This is a genomic window from Aeromonas sp. QDB11, from assembly GCF_027705265.1.
In the GTDB taxonomy this organism is placed as follows: domain Bacteria; phylum Pseudomonadota; class Gammaproteobacteria; order Enterobacterales; family Aeromonadaceae; genus Aeromonas; species Aeromonas allosaccharophila.
The window spans coordinates 13,829-33,087 of sequence record NZ_JAPDBM010000040.1; the positions used below are offsets into that span (position 1 = coordinate 13,829).

Annotated in this window: 24 protein-coding genes; 15 read left to right on the forward strand and 9 right to left on the reverse strand. The window is 61.7% G+C overall.

Annotated elements, in window-relative coordinates; translation table 11 throughout:
• The first annotated feature begins 69 nt into the window (after nucleotides 1–69).
• The 3 genes from OKC40_RS14100 (at nucleotide 70) to OKC40_RS14110 (ending at nucleotide 2,412) form a co-directional block, all read left to right on the forward strand.
• Nucleotides 70–525, forward strand: coding sequence for a hypothetical protein (locus OKC40_RS14100; RefSeq protein ID WP_270795627.1), 456 nt, complete (start codon nucleotides 70–72; stop codon nucleotides 523–525).
• Between the two features lie 24 nt (nucleotides 526–549).
• Nucleotides 550–1,362, forward strand: a complete 813-nt coding sequence (gene mutM / locus OKC40_RS14105; protein ID WP_270795629.1) for a bifunctional DNA-formamidopyrimidine glycosylase/DNA-(apurinic or apyrimidinic site) lyase — start codon at nucleotides 550–552, stop codon at nucleotides 1,360–1,362.
• Nucleotides 1,363–1,539: 177 nt separating this feature from the next.
• Entirely contained in the window at nucleotides 1,540–2,412 is an 873-nt protein-coding gene (locus tag OKC40_RS14110; protein ID WP_270795631.1) for a VirK/YbjX family protein, read from the forward strand.
• 105 nt (nucleotides 2,413–2,517) lie between these two features.
• Here the strand turns inward: OKC40_RS14110 and coaD are convergent, their stop codons facing one another.
• A complete protein-coding gene (gene coaD / locus OKC40_RS14115; protein ID WP_040069411.1) occupies nucleotides 2,518–3,000 on the reverse strand; it encodes a pantetheine-phosphate adenylyltransferase in 483 nt (160 codons plus the stop codon).
• A gap of 134 nt (nucleotides 3,001–3,134) precedes the next feature.
• On the opposite strand from coaD, the gene OKC40_RS14120 reads away from it, so the two are divergent.
• Nucleotides 3,135–4,172: a glycosyltransferase family 9 protein gene (locus tag OKC40_RS14120; RefSeq protein WP_270795632.1), complete on the forward strand. Its 1,038-nt coding sequence runs from the start codon at nucleotides 3,135–3,137 to the stop codon at nucleotides 4,170–4,172.
• Nucleotides 4,173–4,223: 51 nt separating this feature from the next.
• Here the strand turns inward: OKC40_RS14120 and OKC40_RS14125 are convergent, their stop codons facing one another.
• Nucleotides 4,224–5,000: a glycosyltransferase family 2 protein gene (locus tag OKC40_RS14125; RefSeq protein WP_103251801.1), complete on the reverse strand. Its 777-nt coding sequence runs from the start codon at nucleotides 4,998–5,000 to the stop codon at nucleotides 4,224–4,226.
• 49 nt (nucleotides 5,001–5,049) lie between these two features.
• Here OKC40_RS14125 and OKC40_RS14130 point away from each other — a divergent pair, with 49 nt between their 5' ends.
• Genes OKC40_RS14130 through waaA form a run of 3 tightly spaced genes read left to right on the forward strand, consistent with a single transcriptional unit; the run spans nucleotide 5,050 to nucleotide 7,680 of the window.
• Entirely contained in the window at nucleotides 5,050–5,340 is a 291-nt protein-coding gene (locus OKC40_RS14130) for a hypothetical protein (protein ID WP_270795634.1), read from the forward strand.
• A 38-nt stretch (nucleotides 5,341–5,378) separates the two neighbouring features.
• On the forward strand, nucleotides 5,379–6,413 hold the full coding sequence (waaF, locus tag OKC40_RS14135; RefSeq protein WP_270795635.1) for a lipopolysaccharide heptosyltransferase II: 1,035 nt from the start codon (nucleotides 5,379–5,381) through the stop codon (nucleotides 6,411–6,413).
• A 1-nt stretch (nucleotide 6,414) separates the two neighbouring features.
• A complete protein-coding gene (gene waaA / locus OKC40_RS14140; RefSeq protein ID WP_270795636.1) occupies nucleotides 6,415–7,680 on the forward strand; it encodes a lipid IV(A) 3-deoxy-D-manno-octulosonic acid transferase in 1,266 nt (421 codons plus the stop codon).
• A gap of 98 nt (nucleotides 7,681–7,778) precedes the next feature.
• On the opposite strand, the gene OKC40_RS14145 is transcribed toward waaA, so the two are convergent.
• The 3 genes from OKC40_RS14145 to OKC40_RS14155 are packed head-to-tail and all read right to left on the reverse strand — an operon-like array spanning nucleotide 7,779 to nucleotide 9,856.
• The gene (locus OKC40_RS14145) at nucleotides 7,779–9,038 is read right to left on the reverse strand and encodes a PTS ascorbate transporter subunit IIC (protein WP_042061212.1); all 1,260 of its coding nucleotides are present in this window, start codon (nucleotides 9,036–9,038) and stop codon (nucleotides 7,779–7,781) included.
• Between the two features lie 51 nt (nucleotides 9,039–9,089).
• Nucleotides 9,090–9,377: a PTS sugar transporter subunit IIB gene (locus OKC40_RS14150; RefSeq protein WP_058053271.1), complete on the reverse strand. Its 288-nt coding sequence runs from the start codon at nucleotides 9,375–9,377 to the stop codon at nucleotides 9,090–9,092.
• Nucleotides 9,378–9,412: 35 nt separating this feature from the next.
• Nucleotides 9,413–9,856: a PTS sugar transporter subunit IIA gene (locus tag OKC40_RS14155; RefSeq protein WP_270795638.1), complete on the reverse strand. Its 444-nt coding sequence runs from the start codon at nucleotides 9,854–9,856 to the stop codon at nucleotides 9,413–9,415.
• A 251-nt stretch (nucleotides 9,857–10,107) separates the two neighbouring features.
• Here OKC40_RS14155 and OKC40_RS14160 point away from each other — a divergent pair, with 251 nt between their 5' ends.
• From OKC40_RS14160 to OKC40_RS14175, 4 genes are all read left to right on the forward strand, one after another.
• Complete coding sequence (locus OKC40_RS14160; RefSeq protein ID WP_075114293.1) at nucleotides 10,108–11,130, forward strand: LacI family DNA-binding transcriptional regulator; 1,023 nt, start codon at nucleotides 10,108–10,110, stop codon at nucleotides 11,128–11,130.
• A 32-nt stretch (nucleotides 11,131–11,162) separates the two neighbouring features.
• Nucleotides 11,163–12,143, forward strand: coding sequence for an acrylyl-CoA reductase (NADPH) (gene acuI, locus OKC40_RS14165; protein WP_270795641.1), 981 nt, complete (start codon nucleotides 11,163–11,165; stop codon nucleotides 12,141–12,143).
• A 74-nt stretch (nucleotides 12,144–12,217) separates the two neighbouring features.
• Complete coding sequence (locus tag OKC40_RS14170) at nucleotides 12,218–12,343, forward strand: hypothetical protein (protein WP_265328520.1); 126 nt, start codon at nucleotides 12,218–12,220, stop codon at nucleotides 12,341–12,343.
• A 136-nt stretch (nucleotides 12,344–12,479) separates the two neighbouring features.
• On the forward strand, nucleotides 12,480–12,812 hold the full coding sequence (locus OKC40_RS14175) for a DUF2799 domain-containing protein (RefSeq protein WP_042061170.1): 333 nt from the start codon (nucleotides 12,480–12,482) through the stop codon (nucleotides 12,810–12,812).
• A gap of 18 nt (nucleotides 12,813–12,830) precedes the next feature.
• On the opposite strand, the gene OKC40_RS14180 is transcribed toward OKC40_RS14175, so the two are convergent.
• Nucleotides 12,831–12,995 carry a hypothetical protein gene (locus OKC40_RS14180; protein ID WP_098971330.1) on the reverse strand — a complete coding sequence of 55 codons (165 nt, stop codon included), beginning with the start codon at nucleotides 12,993–12,995 and terminating at the stop codon, nucleotides 12,831–12,833.
• 112 nt (nucleotides 12,996–13,107) lie between these two features.
• Nucleotides 13,108–13,548 (reverse strand): flagellar basal body-associated FliL family protein, encoded by a 441-nt coding sequence (locus tag OKC40_RS14185; protein WP_163127949.1) that lies wholly within the window; start codon nucleotides 13,546–13,548, stop codon nucleotides 13,108–13,110.
• 145 nt (nucleotides 13,549–13,693) lie between these two features.
• On the opposite strand from OKC40_RS14185, the gene OKC40_RS14190 reads away from it, so the two are divergent.
• The gene (locus OKC40_RS14190) at nucleotides 13,694–14,230 is read left to right on the forward strand and encodes a chorismate--pyruvate lyase family protein (protein WP_182970146.1); all 537 of its coding nucleotides are present in this window, start codon (nucleotides 13,694–13,696) and stop codon (nucleotides 14,228–14,230) included.
• Nucleotides 14,227–15,096, forward strand: coding sequence for a 4-hydroxybenzoate octaprenyltransferase (ubiA, locus tag OKC40_RS14195; RefSeq protein ID WP_270795644.1), 870 nt, complete (start codon nucleotides 14,227–14,229; stop codon nucleotides 15,094–15,096). Before OKC40_RS14190 ends, ubiA begins: the two co-directional genes overlap by 4 nt.
• A gap of 68 nt (nucleotides 15,097–15,164) precedes the next feature.
• Here ubiA and plsB read toward each other — a convergent pair whose 3' ends face one another.
• Nucleotides 15,165–17,588 (reverse strand): glycerol-3-phosphate 1-O-acyltransferase PlsB, encoded by a 2,424-nt coding sequence (gene plsB, locus OKC40_RS14200; protein ID WP_270795646.1) that lies wholly within the window; start codon nucleotides 17,586–17,588, stop codon nucleotides 15,165–15,167.
• Between the two features lie 204 nt (nucleotides 17,589–17,792).
• Here plsB and lexA point away from each other — a divergent pair, with 204 nt between their 5' ends.
• A complete protein-coding gene (lexA, locus tag OKC40_RS14205) occupies nucleotides 17,793–18,416 on the forward strand; it encodes a transcriptional repressor LexA (protein WP_033136389.1) in 624 nt (207 codons plus the stop codon).
• A gap of 148 nt (nucleotides 18,417–18,564) precedes the next feature.
• Here the strand turns inward: lexA and OKC40_RS14210 are convergent, their stop codons facing one another.
• Complete coding sequence (locus tag OKC40_RS14210) at nucleotides 18,565–18,822, reverse strand: hypothetical protein (RefSeq protein WP_182938633.1); 258 nt, start codon at nucleotides 18,820–18,822, stop codon at nucleotides 18,565–18,567.
• A gap of 77 nt (nucleotides 18,823–18,899) precedes the next feature.
• Between OKC40_RS14210 and OKC40_RS14215 the strand changes: the two genes are divergently transcribed.
• Nucleotides 18,900–19,115, forward strand: a complete 216-nt coding sequence (locus OKC40_RS14215) for a hypothetical protein (protein WP_019446524.1) — start codon at nucleotides 18,900–18,902, stop codon at nucleotides 19,113–19,115.
• Nucleotides 19,116–19,259: the final 144 nt, after the last annotated feature.

Genomic DNA, 19,259 nt, shown 5'->3' on the forward strand with positions numbered 1-19,259 from the left:
ACCCGGCTTCGTGCCGGGTTTTTTTATACGCCGAATTCAGTACACTGCCGGTTCAAAGGGAGGCTTGCCATGTTCAAATTGAGCCGCAAAGGCTGGAATAACGTGATCATCGTAGCGGTGCTGATCGTGATCACCCTGTTGCATCGTATGGAGACTGCCCAGCAGGAGAACAGCGCCAAGCGGGCTCGCCCCTTGCTGCCGGATGCAGCTGTGGTGCTCACCTGGCAGGGGCCGAGCTGGCAGATTGAGCGGATCGGTCAGGGCTGGCGCAGCGTGCCGGATCTGGGGCTCGACACGGCGCAGCTGGATGCCCGTCTGGCGCGCTGGCAGGGCTGGTTGCTGCCTCCCGGCGAGGCGGTGCGCGGCACTCCGGTGGCTATCAAGGTGTGGATTGCCGGCCAGAACGATCCGGTCGAGATCGGCCTCTATCAGAACAGCGGCCAATATGGCGCCCAGCTGCCGTCCGGTCTCTGGCTCGCCCTCACTGCCGAGCAGTATCGCGAGCTGCTGCGTCCTGCCCCCTGAGTTCCTTTTCCTTGCGAGGTGCCCATGCCTGAATTGCCAGAAGTTGAAGTCAGCCGTCAGGGGATCTCCCCCTGGCTCACCGGCATCAAGGTGACGCGCGTGGTGGTGCGGGATGGCCGCCTGCGCTGGCCGATCCCCGGTGAAATTCAGGAGCTGGTGGACCTCACCATCCATCGGGTGCGTCGCCGTGCCAAATACCTGCTGCTGGAGACCGATTTCGGCACCGCCATCCTCCATCTGGGGATGTCCGGCAGCCTGCGGGTGCTGGATATCGGCACCCCGGCCGAGAAGCACGACCACGTGGATATCGAGCTGGAGAATGGCAAGCTGCTGCGGCTCAACGATCCGCGCCGCTTCGGCGCCCTGCTCTGGACTCGGGAACCGGCCGAAGCCCATGCGCTGCTCGCCAAGCTGGGGCCCGAGCCGCTCACCGATGCCTTCAGTGCTGATTACCTGCGTGAGCGCGCCAAGGGACGCAGCACCGCCATCAAACAGTTCCTGATGGACAATCAGGTGGTGGTCGGGGTGGGCAACATCTACGCCAACGAGGCGCTCTATGCTGCCGGCATTCACCCCAAACTGGCGGCGGGCAATATCAGTGCCGAGCGGCTGGGAACCCTGGTGGCCGAGATCAAGCGAGTTCTGGCCGAAGCCATCAGACAGGGCGGCACCACCCTCAAGGATTTCACCAGTGCCGACGGCAAGCCGGGCTATTTCGTGCAGCAGTTGCAGGTCTACGGCCGTGGCGGTCAGCCCTGTTTCCACTGTCACACCCTGCTGACCGAGACAAGAATGGGCCAGCGCACCACGGTTTTTTGCAGTCATTGCCAGCGCTGAGCGCACTTTTTGCCCCGATCCGGGGGAAGTTGTAACAGCGTATTTCCACTCTGTTGAAGATTTGCACAGCTGTCACTAGTATCCCGACCGTTCAGGCGGTTTGAGAATATAAAAATGACAGTTAAATCAATAGACTGGGAATATTTATCCCGGCAGGAGCGCTATTGCGCAAAATCCATGGCCCGCTTCCTCTACCCCGAGGGATGTGACCGAAAAACCTTCAATCGCGGCAAGTTTGTGCTGCGCAGCCTGCTCTATCGCAAGTCGCTGAGCCGGGTCTTCAGCCTGTTTCAGTGCGACTCGCTCAAGGCGCTGCCGGCGGTCTATCCCGAGCTGCTCGACAAGCCGATGCGACCCTATCGCTTCGCCTGTGCCAGCGCCCGTGAGCGGGCCGAGATGCTGGAAAATCACTACCGTTTGCTGCTGGAGTGCTACCCGCAGCTGATCGACCCCCTCTATCTGGGCGAGGGGATCGTGCTGGGGCACTATCCACAGAGCGGCTGCCGCATTCTGTTGCGTCACGATGGCACCTTCCGCCGCGAGGCCGAGCTGGCGCTCTCTCTCGTCAACGGCGAGGGGCAGCGCCTCTACAGCTGCGCCTTTTCGCTGGCGGGCAGTGCGGATCGTTTGATTCTGATGATCGGCTCCATGCAGGGGCCGGAGCCTGCGGTCGACAATGCCCAGGATCGGGTGCGCGAGCTGACCAAAGAGGGACACGGCCTGCGGCCCAAATCCCTGTTGGTGCAACTGGTGCTGCAACTGGCGCAGGCCATGGGGGCGGCAGAGGTGCTGGCGGTGCGCAAGCGGGCCCACGTGTTTCAGGCCAAGCGCTACAGCAGCAAGCAGAAAGCCAACCTGCAGGCCGATTACGACGAGCTGTGGCAGGAGTTCGACGCCCGGGATGTGGATGCCAACTTCGTCGCCCTGCAAGCCCAGCCGCGCAAGCCGCTGGAGGAGATCGCCTCCAAGAAGCGGGCCATGTATCGGCGCCGCTACGAGTGGCTCGATCTGCTGGTGCAGGAGATGAATGAGCGGTTTGCCCGTCAGTAACCGGCAAGCAGGCTGACCTCTCCATAGCAAGAGAGATACAACAAGGGCTACCCGCGGGTAGCCCTTGTTCGTAGTTGCCGTTGGGAATGGCGAGTGTGGAAGGGATCACCCTTTCTGTTTGGCGGCGATGGCTTGGGCCACCACGGGGTCGACAAACTGACGAATGTCGCCACCGTGCAGCGCCACCTCTTTCACCAGAGTGGAGGAGATAAAGGAGTTCTCCTCTGCCGGGGTGAGGAAGACGCTTTCCAGCTCCGGCATCAGGCGGCGGTTCATATTGGCCAGCTGGAACTCGTACTCGAAGTCGGAGACGGCGCGCAGGCCGCGGATCAGCACGTTGGCCTGATGCTCTTTGGCAAAATCGACCAGCAGGCCGGAGAAGCCCACCACCTTGACGTTGGGAAGCGTGCTGGTCACTTGCTGGACAAGCTGGACACGTTCTGCCAGATCGAACAGCGGGCGCTTGCTCGGGCTGTTGGCGACCCCGACCACCACCTCGTCAAACAGCTTGGCGGCCCGGCCGATGAGATCGGCGTGGCCATTGGTAACGGGATCAAAAGTCCCGGGATAAATTACCCTGGTAGTCATCTTTGCGGTCCTGCAACCTGGAAATTTGGTCGCATTATAAGGTCGTCGCTTGAGAATAGCAGTGCATCAGGCAAGAATACGCCATCGCGCATCAAGCCTCCTTGCATTGGTGACAGGGAGCAAAGGGATTTTTTATGAAACGTATTCTGGTCGTTCGCAATGACAAGATTGGTGACTTCATGCTGGCGTGGCCTAGCTTCGCCATGCTCAAAGGCTCCATGGAGTGTCATGTGACTGCCCTGGTTCCGGCCTACACGGCGCCGCTGGCCCGGCTCTGCCCCTGGATTGACGAGGTGATCATCGATCCGGGCGTGCGGGCCGACAAGGAGCAACAGCGAGCGCTGCTGGCGCGGATCAAGGCGGCGGCGTTCGACGCGTCCATCTGCCTCTTCTCCAACTCCCGCAACGCCATGCTGGTGTGGAAGGCGCACATCCCTTACCGGCTGGCCCCGGCGACCAAGCTGGCGCAGGTGCTCTACAACCAGCGACTGGTGCAGCGTCGCTCCCGCTCCCAGAAACCGGAGTCCGAGTACAACCTGGAGCTGATCCGCCGCTTCCTGGCCGATCAGCAGGTGGCCGTGGTGGAGCCCAAGACCCCCTTCCTGCAGTTCGATGACGAGACCCTGCTACAGGTGCGCGAGCAGTTGGCACTCAAGCTCAAGCTCGATGCCAGCCGCCCCTGGCTGATGGTGCATGCCGGTAGCGGCGGTTCGGCCAACAATCTCTCCATCGAGCAGTATGCCCGCATCATCATCAAGCTCAATCAGGCCTGCCCCGAGCTGCAGTGCGTGCTGACCGCAGGCCCGGGCGAGGAGAAGATGGCCGAACAGCTGGCGGCCGAGTTGCTGGCCCACGGTGGCAACGGCTGGATCTACCGCTCCAGCGATGGTCTGCCGATGTTCTGTCAGGTGCTGGCCAACGCAGCCCTGTTTATCGCTGGCAGTACCGGCCCGCTCCATATCGCCGGTGCGCTCGATGTGCCGACCATCGGTTTCTTCCCGATGCGCCGCTCCGCTACTCCGCTGCGCTGGAAGCCCCTCAACAGCGAAGGGCGTCACCTCGCCTTCAGCCCGCCGGAGGACAGCGACCACCCGGAGGACATGAGCCAGCTCGATCCCAAGGCCATGGTGCCGGTGATGGCCCGCTGGGCGGCGCCTTTCTGGCGCAAATAACGTATGCAGCAATGCAAACAGGGCCCCGCGGGGCCCTGTTTCGTATGACGGTTATTCCGGCTGCTGCGGTTGCTGGCGCACCCAGAGGTCGGCGTATTTAACGAAGGTAGAGTGGGCGGAGAGGATCGCCAGCAGCAGCCCCTGCTTGCCATCGAGGAAGCCCGCTTTGAGCAGGTACATCTTGAGGAAGCAGCCAACAGCATGGATCAGCCCCTGACTGAGGGAGCCCTTCTTGCCGCGGGCGGTGCGCTGATCGGCCCAGGCACGGGCATAACCGGCGGATTTGACCAGATAGTGCTCCAGATCCCGATAGGTGAAGTGGAGCAGGTCACCATGAATATTGACGATCTTCATGTTGGCCCGCACTTCCACCTTCTCGTGCACCAGCGCCTCGTTGTAGCTGGTGAGTGCCTTGGGATAGAGGCGCAGCACCCGATCCGGATACCAGCCGCTGTGGCGGATAAAGCGGCCAAACACCCAGGAGAGGCGCGGGATCGAGTAGATGGTATCGCTGGCCGGATTGGCCATCACCTCGGTGATGGCGGTTTTCAGCTCGGGGGTGAGCCGCTCGTCGGCATCCAGCCACAGCACCCAGTCGGATTGCACGTGGGACTGGGCCAGCCGGCGCTGTTTGCCAAAGCCGGGCCACTTGGCGTTGACGAAGAAGCGGGCGCCAAACTCGGCGGCAATGGCCGGGGTTTCGTCCTGACTGCCTGAGTCCAGAATGACGATCTCGTCCACCAGTCCGTCGAGGGAGGCGAGGCACTTGCGCAGGTTGTCGGCTTCATTCTTGACGATCAGAACGGCAGCCAGAGTCGGTTTTTTCACGAAATGGGGCTCACGGTTATTGCCCGGCTGGCGGGTCGAATGCGTATTGATGGGCCATTCTAACGGAAAAACGGGTCAAAGAGAGAGCCGCCATTGCCCGTTTCTGCCAGCTGTTTGCCTGCCTTGTCTCGTCCGGTTGGAAGAGGGACACCGCTGGAAAAATGAGGCTGCTCGGGCGATTGGCAGGGATCTGCTGTTATTTATCCGACCGTTGCTTGTGGCGCGTAATCTCGCCCAGTTGGAAGAAGAGCGTCACTGGGAAAATGAGACGGCAGAGGCGATTGCCAAGGATCTTCTGTTATTTATCCAGTCATTCTTGGGGCATAATCTCGCCCAGTGATGATTAACAGCCGGGCCAGTCCCGAGAGAAGACGCGTGATGAAAATATTGGTGATCGGCCCCTCCTGGGTCGGCGATATGGTGATGTCCCAGAGCCTCTACAAGGCGATCAAGGCCAACCATCCGGAGTGCGAACTGCACGTGATGGCTCCCGCCTGGTGTTGCGCCCTGCTGGAGCGGATGCCGGAGGTGGACAAGGCGATCACCATGCCCCTTGGCCACGGTGACTTCAAGCTGGTGGCCCGCCGCCGCCTCGGCAAGCAGCTGGCGGCCGAGCAGTACGATCAGGCCATCGTCCAGCCCAACTCCATGAAGTCGGCGCTGATCCCCTGGTTTGCCCGCATTCCGGTGCGTACCGGCTGGAAGGGCGAGAGCCGCTACGGCCTGCTCAACGACCTGCGCAGCAACAAGTCCGCCTTCCCGCTGATGGTGGAGGGCTATCTGGCGCTCGCCTATCCCAAGGCGCAGATGAAGAGTCGGGCCGATATTCCGACCATTCCGCATCCGGCGCTCCATGTCGATCTGATCAACCAGAGCAAGGCGCTGGAGCGGCTGGGGCTGGATCGCGCCCGTCCGGTGCTGGTGCTCTGCCCCGGTGCCGAGTTCGGCCCGGCCAAGCGCTGGCCGGAAGGGCACTACGCCGTGGTGGCCCAGCAGCATCTGGACGAGGGGTGGCAGGTGTGGATCTTCGGCTCCAGCAAAGATGTGCCGGTCGGCAACACCATCCGGGATCGGGTCAATCTGCTGACCCGCCCCAACTGCCATGTGCTGGCGGGCAAGACCAGCTTGCACGAGGCGATCGACCTGATGGCGCTGGCCAGCCGGGTCATCTCCAACGACTCCGGCCTGATGCACATCGCCGCCGCCCTCAATCGGCCGCTGGTCGGCGTCTATGGCTCCACCTCGCCGCTCTACACCCCGCCGCTGGCGGATCGGGTCGAGATCGTTCACACCGACATCGAGTGCCGCCCCTGCTTCAAGCGCACCTGCAAGTTCGGCCATCTCAAGTGCCTGATCGACTTGCCGCCGGAGCAGGTGGTCGATGCCTGCAAGAAGCTGGAGCAGAGCCAGTAAGATGCCCTACCGTCTGCTCTACAACCTGCTGATCCATCTGGGATTGCCGCTGGCACTGCTGGCCCTCTACAAGCCGAAGAAGGGCAAGCCCGGCTTTGGCGAGCGCTGGGCCGAGCATCTCGGGCGACTGCCTGCCACTGGCCAGGATGCACCGCTGTGGATCCATGCGGTGAGCGTGGGGGAGACGCTGGCCATCACGCCGCTCATTCGCGCCCTCAAGGCGGAGCGGCCCGATCTGCCGATCCTGCTCACCACCACCACCCGTACCGGCGCCGAGCAGGCCGCCAAGCTGGGTGATCTGGTGGTGCATCGCTACGCGCCGCTCGACTATCCCTGGGCTGTCGCGGCCTTTCTCGACACCTTCAAGCCGCGCGCGCTCTGGGTGATGGAGACCGAGCTGTGGCCGAACTGGCTGGCTGCCTGCGAGGCACGCCACCTGCCGGTGACCATTATCAACGCTCGCCTCTCCGAGCGATCCTGCCAGCGTTATGCCCGTTTCCACGGCGCTTTCGACACTCTGAGCCGACCGCTGACCCATCTGCTCTGCCAGCATCAGGATGATGCCGACCGTTTCGCCCGTCTCGGCATCGATCGTTCGCGGCTGGCGGTGACCGGCTCCATCAAGTTTGATATCCAGTTTGGTGACGAGGTGCAGGCCAAAGGTCGCGCCCTGCGCCAGCTGCTGGGCGCCGGGCGGCCGGTCTGGATCGCCGCCAGCACCCATCAGGGTGAAGACGAGCAGGTGCTGGCTGCCTTCGATCTGCTGCTCAAACGCCATCCCGCTGCGCTGCTCATTCTGGTGCCGCGCCATCCCGAGCGGTTCGGTCGGGTGGCCGAGCTGTGCGCCCCTTATGGCTGCGTGCGGCGCACTGATGGTGCTGCGGTGAGTGCCGAGGATAAGGTCTATCTCGGCGATACCATGGGCGAGCTGCCGCTGATGCTGGCGGCGGCCGATGTGGCCTTCGTCGGTGGCAGTCTGGTGAAGATCGGTGGTCACAACCTGCTGGAACCGGCGGCGCTCGGCAAGCCCTGCCTGACCGGTCCCGCCTACTTCAACTTCAGCGACATCACCCGCCAGCTGGTGGCTCAGGGGGGCGCTGTCATCGTGGCCGATGCCGCCGAGCTGGGCGAGCGGGTGAGCCAGCTGTTTGCTGACGGGAGCGCCCGCCGCGAGATGGGCGAGCAGGCCCGCGCCGTGGTGCTGCGCAATCAGGGGGCGCTGGCCCGCACCCTATCTCACTGCCTGGCTGCGCTGGAAAACGACTGAGTTTCAGCCTTTCATACAGCCCGCCATCCATCATCGATGGCCGACCATAAAAAAACGGAGCGCGATGCGCTCCGTTTTGTTGTTGGCGATGACCGGGATTAGCGAACGATCAGCCCCAGCAGGATGCCCAGCACCCCGAAGTCGGAGTCGCTGAAGGTGGTGTTGGCAAAGCCGAGGTCGCCCAGTACCGGCAGCAGGAATACCGGCAAAATGGTGAGCAGCAGCAGGCCGTTGGCGAAGGAGCCCAGAATGGCACCACGACGGCCACCGGTGGCGTTGCCGAATACCCCGGCGGCCGCGCCGACGAAGAAGTGCGGTACCACGCCCGGGATGATGACGGTCAGCCCCATCACATAGAGCAGTGCCATCCCCACCAGACCGGCGGCAAAGCTCGACAGGAAGCCGATCAGTACGGCGTTGGGTGCGTAGGGGAAGACGATAGGGCAGTCGAGCGCCGGTTTGGCGTTCGGCACCAGCTTGTCGGAGATCCCCTTGAAGGCCGGTACGATCTCGGCGATGACCATCCGCACACCCTGCAGGATGACGTAGACGCCTGCCGCGAAGGTGATGGATTGCATCAGGGAGAACATGAACCAGTGCTTGCCCTTGGCGACGCTGGTGACAAACTCGGGGCCAGCGAAGGCGGCAGTCACCAGGAAGATGATGCCCATGGTGAAGGAGATGGCCACCGGGGTGTCGCGCAGGAACAACAGGCTCTTGGGCACCTGCACATCTTCACAGCTGTGGGCCTTGTTGCCGAACTTGGCACCGATCAGGGCAGAAAGCACGTAGGAGCAGGTGGAGAAGTGGCCCAGCGCCACGTCATCGGAACCGGTGATCTGCTTCATGAAGGGGTGAGCGATGGCCGGGAAGAAGACCATGGCGACGCCAACTACCAGACTGCCCACCGCGATCAGCGGCACGCCGCTCATGCCACCGGCAGAGAGGATTACGGCCACCATCATCGACATGAACAGGGTGTGGTGACCGGTCAGGAAGATGAACTTCCACGGGGTCAGACGGGCGATCAGGATATTCACCAGCATGGCGAAGAACATGATCATCGCCATCTCCTTGCCGAACGAGGTCTGGGCGATGGAGACGATGGCTTCGTTGTTGGGCACAACGCCCTTGATGCCGAAGGCGTGCTGGAAGATGACGGCGAAGTCACCCAGCGAGTTGATCACCAGGGTGGCACCGGCCCCCAGAATGACGAAACCCATGATAGTTTTGACCGTGCCCTTGATGCACTCGGTCACCGGTTTCTTCTGGGCAATCAGGCCGATAAGCGCGATCAGGCCGACCAGCACGGCGGGCTCGGACAGCACGTCAAACATCAGAAAATTGAAAAATTCCATGGTCAGCTCCTGGCAATGGAAGATGCGGCCCGCAGGCCGCATGGAGGATTCTTAGAGGGCACCCAGTTCGCGCAGGGCGGTGGAGAGCTGCTCTTTCATCGCGACCTTGTCGACCATGTTGGCGAGGCTCACCAGTCGACCATTGACGCCCATGGATTGCAGCTGCTCGGCGATGTCGCGGGTGGCGATAAAGATCTCGGCGGTTTCGCTACCGGCGGAGGCCAGATCGCGGTGATCCACGTCGGCGGTGACCGCCAGCTCTTTCAGGATGCTCTTGATGCTCATTTCCATCATCAGGCTGGTGCCCAGACCGTGACCGCATACAACCAGAATTTTCATTGTCTCTTCCTCTGTCAGGTGCGCCGTGGCGCAGATCAGTAGCGCGCCAGAATGCGCAGGATGTCGTCTTTGGTGTCGGCCGCGATGATGGCCGCCACGCCCTCTTCATTCATAAACAGCTCTGCCAGCTGGGCGATGGTCTCCACGTGGGAGTTGCTGTCGCTGGCAGCCAGGGTGATCAGCAGCTGGATCGGGTCGTTGCCTTCGGAGTCGAAGTTGACCCCCTGCTTGATGACGGTCAGCCCCAGACCCAGCCGGTTGACCCCATCCTCGGGACGAGCGTGGGGCATCGCCAGACCGGGGCCCAGCACGTAGTAGGGGCCGAGCTCTTCATGAGAGCGAAACAGCGCCGCCACGTAGGAGGGCTCGATGGTGCCATTGGCCAGCAGGGGCGCCGTGGCCAGTTCGATGGCGTGGCGCCAGTCGCGGGCGGCAGGTTCGATGCGGATGACATCCTCGGTCAGCAGTTGAGTCAGCATGGTGGTGATCCGGCTAGTTAAGATGGCGCCAATCTATCGATCTTGCGGTGGTGAAACTGTGAGGCTGATCGCGAAAGTTAGCGCTATCAGATAGCGCTAACATGAAACTGTGATAGCGCTATCACTTCATCCATTAACGGGAGTCATCTTGCCCCCGTGATCCGGGAAAGAGGGTAGAATCGGCCCTGAGCAAATAGTCAGTGCCGCACTTTTGCCTTAAAGTGGGCTGCCGCAAGCCGAGGATGGGATGGATGTCAGAAGCAAAGAAGCGCCGTAGCACGGGTCGGGTGACCCTCAACGATGTGGCCCAGTTGGCCGGCGTGGGGGCCATGACGGTCTCCCGTGCCCTGCGCACGCCGGAGATGGTCTCCGACAAGATGCGCGAGCGCATCGACGCCGCGGTGGAAGAGCTCGGCTACATCCCCAACCGGGCCGCCGGGGCGCTGGCCTCTGCCACCTCCCAGACCATAGTGGTGATCGTCCCCAGTCTGGCGGAAGCGGGCTGTGGCGAGATGATCGCTGGCCTGCAACAGACCCTGCAGGGCGAGGGTTACCAGATCATGCTGGGGGATGCCCAGCATCTGAAGCAGCAGGAAGAGCGCCTGCTGACCAGCTTTCTGCAGCACAATCCGGCGGCGGTGGTGCTGTTTGGTGGCGATCCCGGCGAGACGATCCGTACCCGCCTGAAAGCCTCCCGCCTGCCGGTGGTGGAAGTCGGCGCCATGGCGCGCAGCCCCATCGACATGAATGTGGGGGTCTCCAATTTCGATGCCGGTTATCAGCTGACCCGCCACCTCATCGAACGGGGCTACCGCAACATCGGTTTTCTCTGTGCCCGTCAGGAGCAGTGGATGCTGCAACAGCGGATGCAGGGCTGGCAGAAGGCACTGCTCGACAACTACCTCTCCCCCGATGCCATCATCAACACCTCGGAGCGGCCCAGCTTCAGCACCGGTGCCACCATGCTGGGAGAATTTCTGCTGCGCTGGCCCGAGCTGGACGCGCTGATCTGCGTCAACGACGAACTGGCGGCTGGCGTGCTGTTCGAGTGCCAGCGTCGCCATTTGAATGTGCCGGGCAAACTCGCCATCGCCGGATTTGACGATCTGGATGTGGCGCGCGCCTGTTATCCGACCCTTACCTCGGTCAGGATCCCCTATCGAAAAATGGGGCAGGAGGCCGCCGAGCTGATCCTGCGCCAACTGGCCGGGGAGCCCGTGATGGGCACCGCGCTGGCCCTCGATTTTCAACTGCAAAAGCGCCAAAGCAGCTGATCCCCGTTTCACACGTCATCAAAGAGGCAACCATGTTCAAGGCTCTGTTACTGGAAAACCAAGACGGCAAGACTGTTCCAACCCTGACCCGACTGACCGAGAGCCAGTTGCCGGAAGGTGAAGTGCGGGTGGCGGTCGCCTACAGCTCGATCAACTACAAGGATGGGCTGGCCATCACCGGCAAGGGCAAGATAGTGCGTCAGTGGCCGCTGGTGCCCGGCATCGACTTCGCCGGTACCGTGCTCGAATCTGCCGACAGCCGCTATCAGCCCGGTGACAAGGTGGTGCTGACCGGTTGGGGCGTGGGCGAAGGTCACTGGGGCGGCATGGCCGAACAGGCGCGGGTCAAGGGGGACTGGCTGGTACCGCTGCCCGCCGGGCTGGATGAGCGCAAGGCCATGTGCATCGGTACCGCCGGTCTCACCGCCATGCTCTGCGTACTGGCACTGGAAGAGGCGGGCATTACCTCGGCAAGCGGCGAGGTGCTGGTCACCGGCGCGGCAGGCGGTGTGGGCTCAACCTCGGTTGCCCTGCTGGCGGCCCTAGGCTATCAGGTGGCGGCGCTGACCGGTCGTCCCGAAGAGCAGGGCGCCATGCTGACCGCACTGGGTGCCAGCCGCATCGTGCCACGCAGCGAGCTACTGGTGCCAGCCAAACCGCTGGAGAAGCAGCTGTGGGCCGGTGCCATCGACACCGTTGGCAGTCAGGTGTTGGCCAAGTTGCTGGCCCAGATGAACTATGGCGGCGCCGTGGCAGCCTGCGGGCTGGCAGGCGGTTTCGATCTGCCGACCAGCGTGATGCCCTTTATCCTGCGCAATGTGCGACTGCAGGGTGTCGATTCGGTGATGTGCCCATTTGAACGTCGCCAACTGGCGTGGCAGCGACTGGCGCGGGATCTGCCCGCCAGCTTCTTCACACAGGCAGTCACCGAGATCGGGCTGGAGCAGGTAGTGGCGGCCGCCGAGGCCATCACGCTGGGCCAGATCGCCGGTCGCACTATGGTTAAACTTTGAACGCCCCCTGACTGGCGAGCCTGACAATTCCGGATAAAATTGGAGTGCGGGTGAACTATCCAAGGAGAGTGAAGATGGGTGGACACAAGCCGGATTACGACTCATCTGATGACGAGTGGGATCCGGAATCCTGGGAAGAAGAGCTGGATCAATGGGAAGATGAAAGCTGGCAGGATGATGACCCTTTCGATGACCAGTGAACCACAGCATGAATGAACAGGCGGGCTTTGAGCCCGCCTGATTTTTTTGCCGCGCTCACACGGCTGAGTGTTGGCCCTTGGTCAGGGGCGGGCCGCTGGGTAGAATGAACTGCCCAAATGACACTCAAGGATGATTATGCGACTCACCATCATATTGTTGGCTGCCCTGCTGGGTGGCTGTGTCTCCAACGATGATCCCTGCGAGAAGGTGTGGAGCGAGGTCGGAGAGGCGGATGGCAAGCTGGGCTTCACCGCCGAGCGGGTCGAGTTCCATCAGGGCCAGTGCGGCAAAAAGGTGGATACCGAACTGTGGGAGCAGGGGCGCCAGAAGGGGTTGGCATGGTATTGCCGTCCCGAGCATCTCTATCTGGCTGGCCGTTCCGGCGAGGAGTATCGCGGTGTTTGCCCGAATGATATCCAGGCGCGCAGGCTGTTCGAGCAGGGGCGTCAGGGTTGGACCGATCAATAACGCCCTGACAGGGAGGGGCTACTCCTCTTTCAAGCGCAGTGGCTGGCAGAGGTAACCCTTGTCATTGGCGCTGCGGGCGCACTTGCCGCAGACAAACTTGGGTTTGCGGACTATCTTGCGCAACGCCTTGAGATCGGTGGGGATCTCGTGACGGCGCCATTCACACAGGGTTTTGCTGCCCATAACGACTACCTCTACAACTCGACGGCTGTATTGTAATCGATTTTCATTTCGAATAAACCGGCGAAGCTCGCTTATTGGCCGATATGCCAATAAGCGATTGTTTCGGGAGGGATTACTGGTAGAGGAACTTGGTGAAGATGAGCTCGCGCACCGCTTTCTTGCCGGTCTCTTTCACCAGCAGTTCGTTGACCTTGGTCTCGCACTCCTTGCGCAACTCTTCGCGGCTGACCAGGGATTTAATCTGCTCGGCGCTCTTGCTGCCCATCAGGCGGATGATGGTATCGCGGATCAGCGGGTCATGCTGCTCCAGCAGCTTAAGATCGGCCTCGTTCTCCGCCATCAGCTCCACCGTGACCCGGATATAGCCGAGGGTTTTGCCATCGCTCAGATAGTTGGTGATGATGTCGGGATCGAGCGCGTGGTAGGAGAAGCCCGGCTTGGCGGCCGCGGCCGCTTCTTCTCCCTCTGCGGGCGGCTCTTCTTCGGATGAGGCCTGTACATGCAGCACACTACAGCTCAGTAACAACACCAGCAGAATTTTGAATATCTTCATATAGATGGCTCATCAGCAAGAGATAACCCATTTTTGATGTTGCCATCGGGGCCGTCAAGCACGGATGTTCTTACATTTCGCTATTGATTTACGGATAATAAACCGGATTTTAACCTGAACACGGAAATCTCTGGATGGTGAAGCTGTGAAGTCCGAGTTGACTGTTCCCCTCACGCCGTTAAGCGGGTGGCTGGCCCCCGAATGTTGCGAGTTGCCCGCCAGCTTGCGCCCCTGGCTGCTGGAGCCCGGTTCCATGACCAGACGCTTGCGCCAGCACAATCGCCACTTTTCGGTGGAGTGGCTGGGCAATCACCCAGTCGCCCTCACTGCCGATGAGCAGTGGCTGGTGGATTCGGCCTCGCCGGCCGGCACCTGCCGCGAGGTGATCCTGCATGGGGATCAGGGGCCCGCCGTGCTGGGCTGGACCCTGTTTGCCGATGGCGCGCTGCAAGGGAGCGGCATCGCCGAGCTGGGCGAGCAGCCGCTGGGTGAGCGGGTATTTGGCCATGAGCCTGCCCGTCGCGATCACCTGCAGCTGGCCCGTTTCGATATCGCCGCCAATCCCCGTTGCCCGGCCGCCACTGTCTGGGGGCGTCGTTCCCGTCTGTTTCTGGGGCAGTGGCCACTGCTGGTGCACGAGCTGTTTCTGCCCTCTCTCGTCTGTGACAAGGAGCTGGAGTGAATCTGTTAACCAAGGAGCGGGGACTGGCCTACATGCAGTTGGCCCGCGTCGATAAACCCATAGGCACTCTGCTGCTGCTATGGCCGACGCTCTGGGCGCTCTGGCTGGCCGCCGGTGGCCTGCCCAATCTCTGGGTGCTGACCGTGTTTGTGGTCGGGGTCTTTCTGATGCGCTCGGCCGGGTGCGTGATCAACGACTATGCGGATCGCAACTTCGATGGCCACGTCAAACGCACCGCTGACCGGCCCTTGCCCACGGGCAGAGTCAAACCGTGGGAGGTGCTGGCGCTCTTCTTCGTGTTGGCGCTTATCTCGTTTGGTCTGGTGCTGACCATGAATCCGCTCACCATCGGCCTGTCGTTTGTCGGCCTGCTGCTGGCGGTGAGTTACCCCTTCATGAAGCGCTTTATCTCCAACCCCCAGCTGGTGCTCGGGATGGCCTTCTCCTGGTCGATCCCGATGGCCTATGCGGCGCAGGCGGATGCCCTGCCGCTGGTGGCCTGGCTGCTCTTCTTCGCCAACCTGCTCTGGACGGTGGCTTACGATACCCAGTACGCCATGGTGGATCGGGATGACGACCTCAAGCTCGGCCTCAAATCCAGCGCCATCCTGTTTGGCCGCTACGACAAGCGGATCATCGGCGCGCTGCAACTCTCGGCACTGCTGCTGTTGCTGGCGGTGGGCCATCTGATGGCGCTGGGGGGCTGGTATTACTGGGGATTGCTGGGGGCGGCGGTGCTGTTTGTCTATCAGCAGCGGCTCATTCGCGAGCGGCAACGGGAAGCCTGCTTCCAGGCGTTTCTCAACAACAACTATGTGGGGGCGCTGGTGTTTGCCGGTCTGGTGCTCGACTACCTGCTGGCGTGACTTATCCCGCACAAATCCTGATAAAAAAGAAGGCCGCATGATGCGGCCTTCTTTGTTTGCGTTGCAGATTAGAGCTGGTTGCCCGCCTGAATGGTACGGCGGATCTTGTTGCTCAACAGCGGCACTATGTTGTCGGCCAGCGCCTGGAAGCGGCCGAGATCCGGTTTGCACTCGGGGGAGAGGTAACCCTCCTTGCGCAAGGTGTGGATCAGGGTGCTGAACAGCTTCTGGTCGAAGAACTCGGGGGCGTTGATGCCGTGCAGGGTGCCGAGGCGCTCTGCCATCATCAGACCGTCCGCTTCCAGCTGCTCCGCCTCGATATGAGGCTGGGCCAGCACCCGGGTCAGCACGATGGCGTAGCGTTGCAGGGTCTCCTGAATGCTCTCCGCCAGCAGCAGCAGTCGCATCTGGTTGGCCGGATTGACCCAGTAGCCGCCATCACGGGTCTCGATCAGCTGCTGGGTCTGCAGGGCATCGAGCAGGCTGTCGACCAGCGCCGGCAACTCGTCCTCTTCATAACGCAGGAACAGCTCGGTTTTGAGCAGCGGATAGATGTCGATGCAGCGGGCCATGATCTCGCTGCGGGAGATCCCCTCGCACCGTTCGATTAAGGCCGCCACCAGAGAGGGGATGGCGAACAGGTGGAGGATGTTGTTGCGGTAGTAGGTCAGCAGGATCGCCTGATAGCGGTCCAGACTGATGATCTGCCCCAGCTTGTCCTCGCTCACCTCGAACTTGTTGAGCTCCATCGCCTGATCCAGCAGGGTCCTAGCATCCTCATCCGGAATGGTGCTCTGCGGGCTGTAAGGCACCGCCTTGAGCAGATCCAGATAGGTGTTGAGCTGGGCCTGCAACTCGTCACGGGTCAGGGCGTGGCGCTCGGCGGCCAGCAGCGCCAGCGCGCTCAGGGTCAGGCCGTTGACGGCGGCCGCATCGTTGATGCGAGTCATCAGCAGTTCGGCCAGATCGTTGACGGTGCCCGCCATCCACTCCGGACGCTCCTCTTCCCCGATGTGTTTCTTCCAGTCGGGGATATGTTCGCTCAGGTAGCTGTTGAGGGTCAGCGGCTCGCCGAAGTTGACGAAACCACGGCCGTAGTTGCGCAGCTTGCGCAGGATGCCAAGCACCTGCAGGAAGCTCTCCTTCTCCTTGCGGCTGCCCTTGAGCTCGTTGTGGTAGGTGTTCACCTCCATCACGTGCTCGTAGCCCAGATAGACCGGCACCAGAGTGACCGGACGATCCAGTCCGCGCATCATCGCCTGCAGAGTCATCGCCAGCATGCCGGTCTTGGGTGGCAGCAGACGGCCGGTACGGGAGCGACCGCCTTCGGTGAAGAACTCCACCGAGTAACCCTTGGAAAACAGCAGGTTGAGGTATTCACGAAATACCGTGCTGTAGAGCGGGTTGCCCTTGAAGGTGCGGCGAATGAAGAAGGCGCCACCGTGGCGGAAGATCGGGCCCGCCGGCCAGAAGTTGAGATTGATGCCTGCCGCGATATGGGGCGGCACCATCCCCTGGTGGTAGATGACGTAGGAGAGCAGCAGGTAGTCCATGTGGCTGCGATGGCAGGGGACGTAGACGATCTCGTGCCCCTCCTGCGCCAGCTGGCGTACCTTCTCGGCGCCATTGACCGACAAACCGCGGTAGAGCTTGTTCCACAGCCAGCCGAGGAAGCTCTCGCCGAGGCGGATCAGCCGGTAGGAGAAGTTGGAGGCGATCTCGTCCATGTAGCCATGGGCGCGTTTTTGCGCCTTCTCGAGGCTGATGCCCTCGCGCTGGGCCTCCTCTTCAATCGCCTGCTGGATCACCGCGGAGTCGAGCAGTTGTTTGAACAGCAGGTTGCGGTTCGGCAGTTTCGGGCCGGTGGCGGCCAGCTGCTGACGGCTGAAGTGGGTACGGGCCACTCGCGCCAGCTTGTGGGCGATGGCCTCGTCGGTGCCGTGCTTGTCGGCCATATGGCGCAGGGAGAGCGGCGGCGAGAAGCGCACCAGATTCTCGCGACCCTTGAGGATCACGATCAGCGCCTTCTTCAGCCGGTTTGGCGCCAGACTGCTGATGATGTTAAGGCCGGAGGCTTCTTCCCCTTCCCGGCCCGGCGCGCGGCCCCAGAACAGGGTGACGGGCACCACCTGGATATCCAGCTCGGAATCCTGCTTGTGCAGATCCAGCAGCTGGTGGAACTCCTGCAGGAAGGGCAGCGGCTTGCTGCGTTTGCCAAACAGGGGAGGCGGACGATCCAGACAGACATAGCGCGGCAGCAGCTGGCCGTTAAGTTCCAGCGGCGTGAAGGGGCCGGGCAGACCGAGATCCTCGCAGCACTGCTGCAGGGTCATCAGGTCGGTGATCGAACTGGTTTTCAGGGCATAGACGATGGGTCTGGCCGGATCCAGATTGAGTTCTGTAATGGGATTTTCCGGCAGGCTCTTGTGATTGACCAAGCCGCTGACCGGCCATTGCAAGATGGCTCTGGAAATCTTCTGTCCTAGGGACATGTGCGTCTGCTCTCCAAAAAAATGCGGCGTGAGCATAGCAAATCGGCAGCCCCTTGTCGCCGAGAGGTACGATGAGTCGGCTGCGCAGGATCAAAACAGCAGTAAATGAGGGGTTGGTTGCGACAAATGTCAGCTGCGCCTTGCCTTGGCCACTGCACTGTATATACTGCCAGTGTGCTGTATAAAAAGACAGGTGCCAATGCTATGAAACCCCTTACCCCCCGCCAGGCCGAAGTGCTGGAGCTGATCAAGGTGAACATGAGCGAGACCGGCATGCCGCCGACTCGTGCCGAGATTGCCCAGAAGCTTGGTTTCAAGTCGGCCAATGCGGCCGAAGAACATCTGAAGGCCCTGGCCAAAAAAGGGGTCATCGAGATCATGCCGGGCACGTCCCGCGGCATTCGCCTGTTGCTCGAAGAGGAAGAGGTGCTGGAAGAGAGTGGCCTGCCGCTCATCGGCAAGGTGGCCGCCGGTGAACCCATCCTGGCGCAGGAGCATATCGAGAGCCACTATCAGGTGGATCCCGCCCTGTTCCATCCGCGCGCTGATTTTCTGCTGCGGGTGCAGGGGATGAGCATGAAGAACATCGGCATTCTGGATGGCGATCTGCTGGCGGTGCACAAGACCCAGGAGGTGCGCAACGGTCAGGTGGTGGTCGCCCGTCTCGATGAGGATGTCACCGTCAAGCGCTTCCAGCGCAAGGGCAGTCAGGTATGGCTGCTGCCGGAAAATGAAGAGCTCGCCCCCATCGAGGTGGATCTCTCCTGCCAGCAGCTCACCATCGAAGGGCTGGCCGTCGGGGTGATCCGCAACGCCGACTGGATGTAATTATCCCCGCCAACTGCGTTTGCCACATGGCCTCCTTCGGGAGGCCGTGCTGTTTCTGGCGCACTTTCCCTGTCATATCAAACAGATCATCGGCGGCAGCATTTTGTCCCGTGCAATCGGTTACCAATCATCCATTTCAGATATATGCTCAGATCAGTGCCCTGTCGCCGAGATGGGGCTTGGCGCCTCCCTCTGGCAACCGCAATGCGCCGTGACGGGAGGGGCGGCAATAACGAGAATCGGGCAGTACACCTTCACGGGATATGAAGGGGGAGTGGGGAGATCCCGAGCCTGGTCGGGCAGAGGGGACCACTCGTAGTGGTTGCAGAGAGTCGTGACGGGCCTGACGCCAGTTCAGGCCGACGAAGCAACATGACCTGTCGGTCAAGGAGGACTGGTATGGCATCAAGATCGCCATGGGATTCAGAGGCTGCGTCTGCGCCAGCGGAATCGTCTATTACCCGTTTTGTCAAAGGGAGCCGGATGACCTGGTTCTACGGTCTCTGGTTGCACCATCGTGGGTCGCACTGGACGCTCTGGCTGGGATGCCCGAAAGAGAAGGTGGTGCGTCTGGTGCTGCTGTTCAAGCGAGGTCACGGCGATCGCCAGGGGGAAGAGGGCTGGCTGGCCCCCGTCATTCCCATCGGCGTGCGGGCCATCGGCAAGATGTTGCAGCAGGGGCGCAACGCTCGCCCCTGAGCAGAAGATACAAACAAATGCACCCATAACCGGCACCCGAAGTGCCGGTTTTTTTATGGCCGCAACTGGCGATCAATTGTGCCAAATGGTCGACTCCTGACAGGGTGTTGCACAAGGTTGACCCCCCTTGGTGACTCGCTGGGG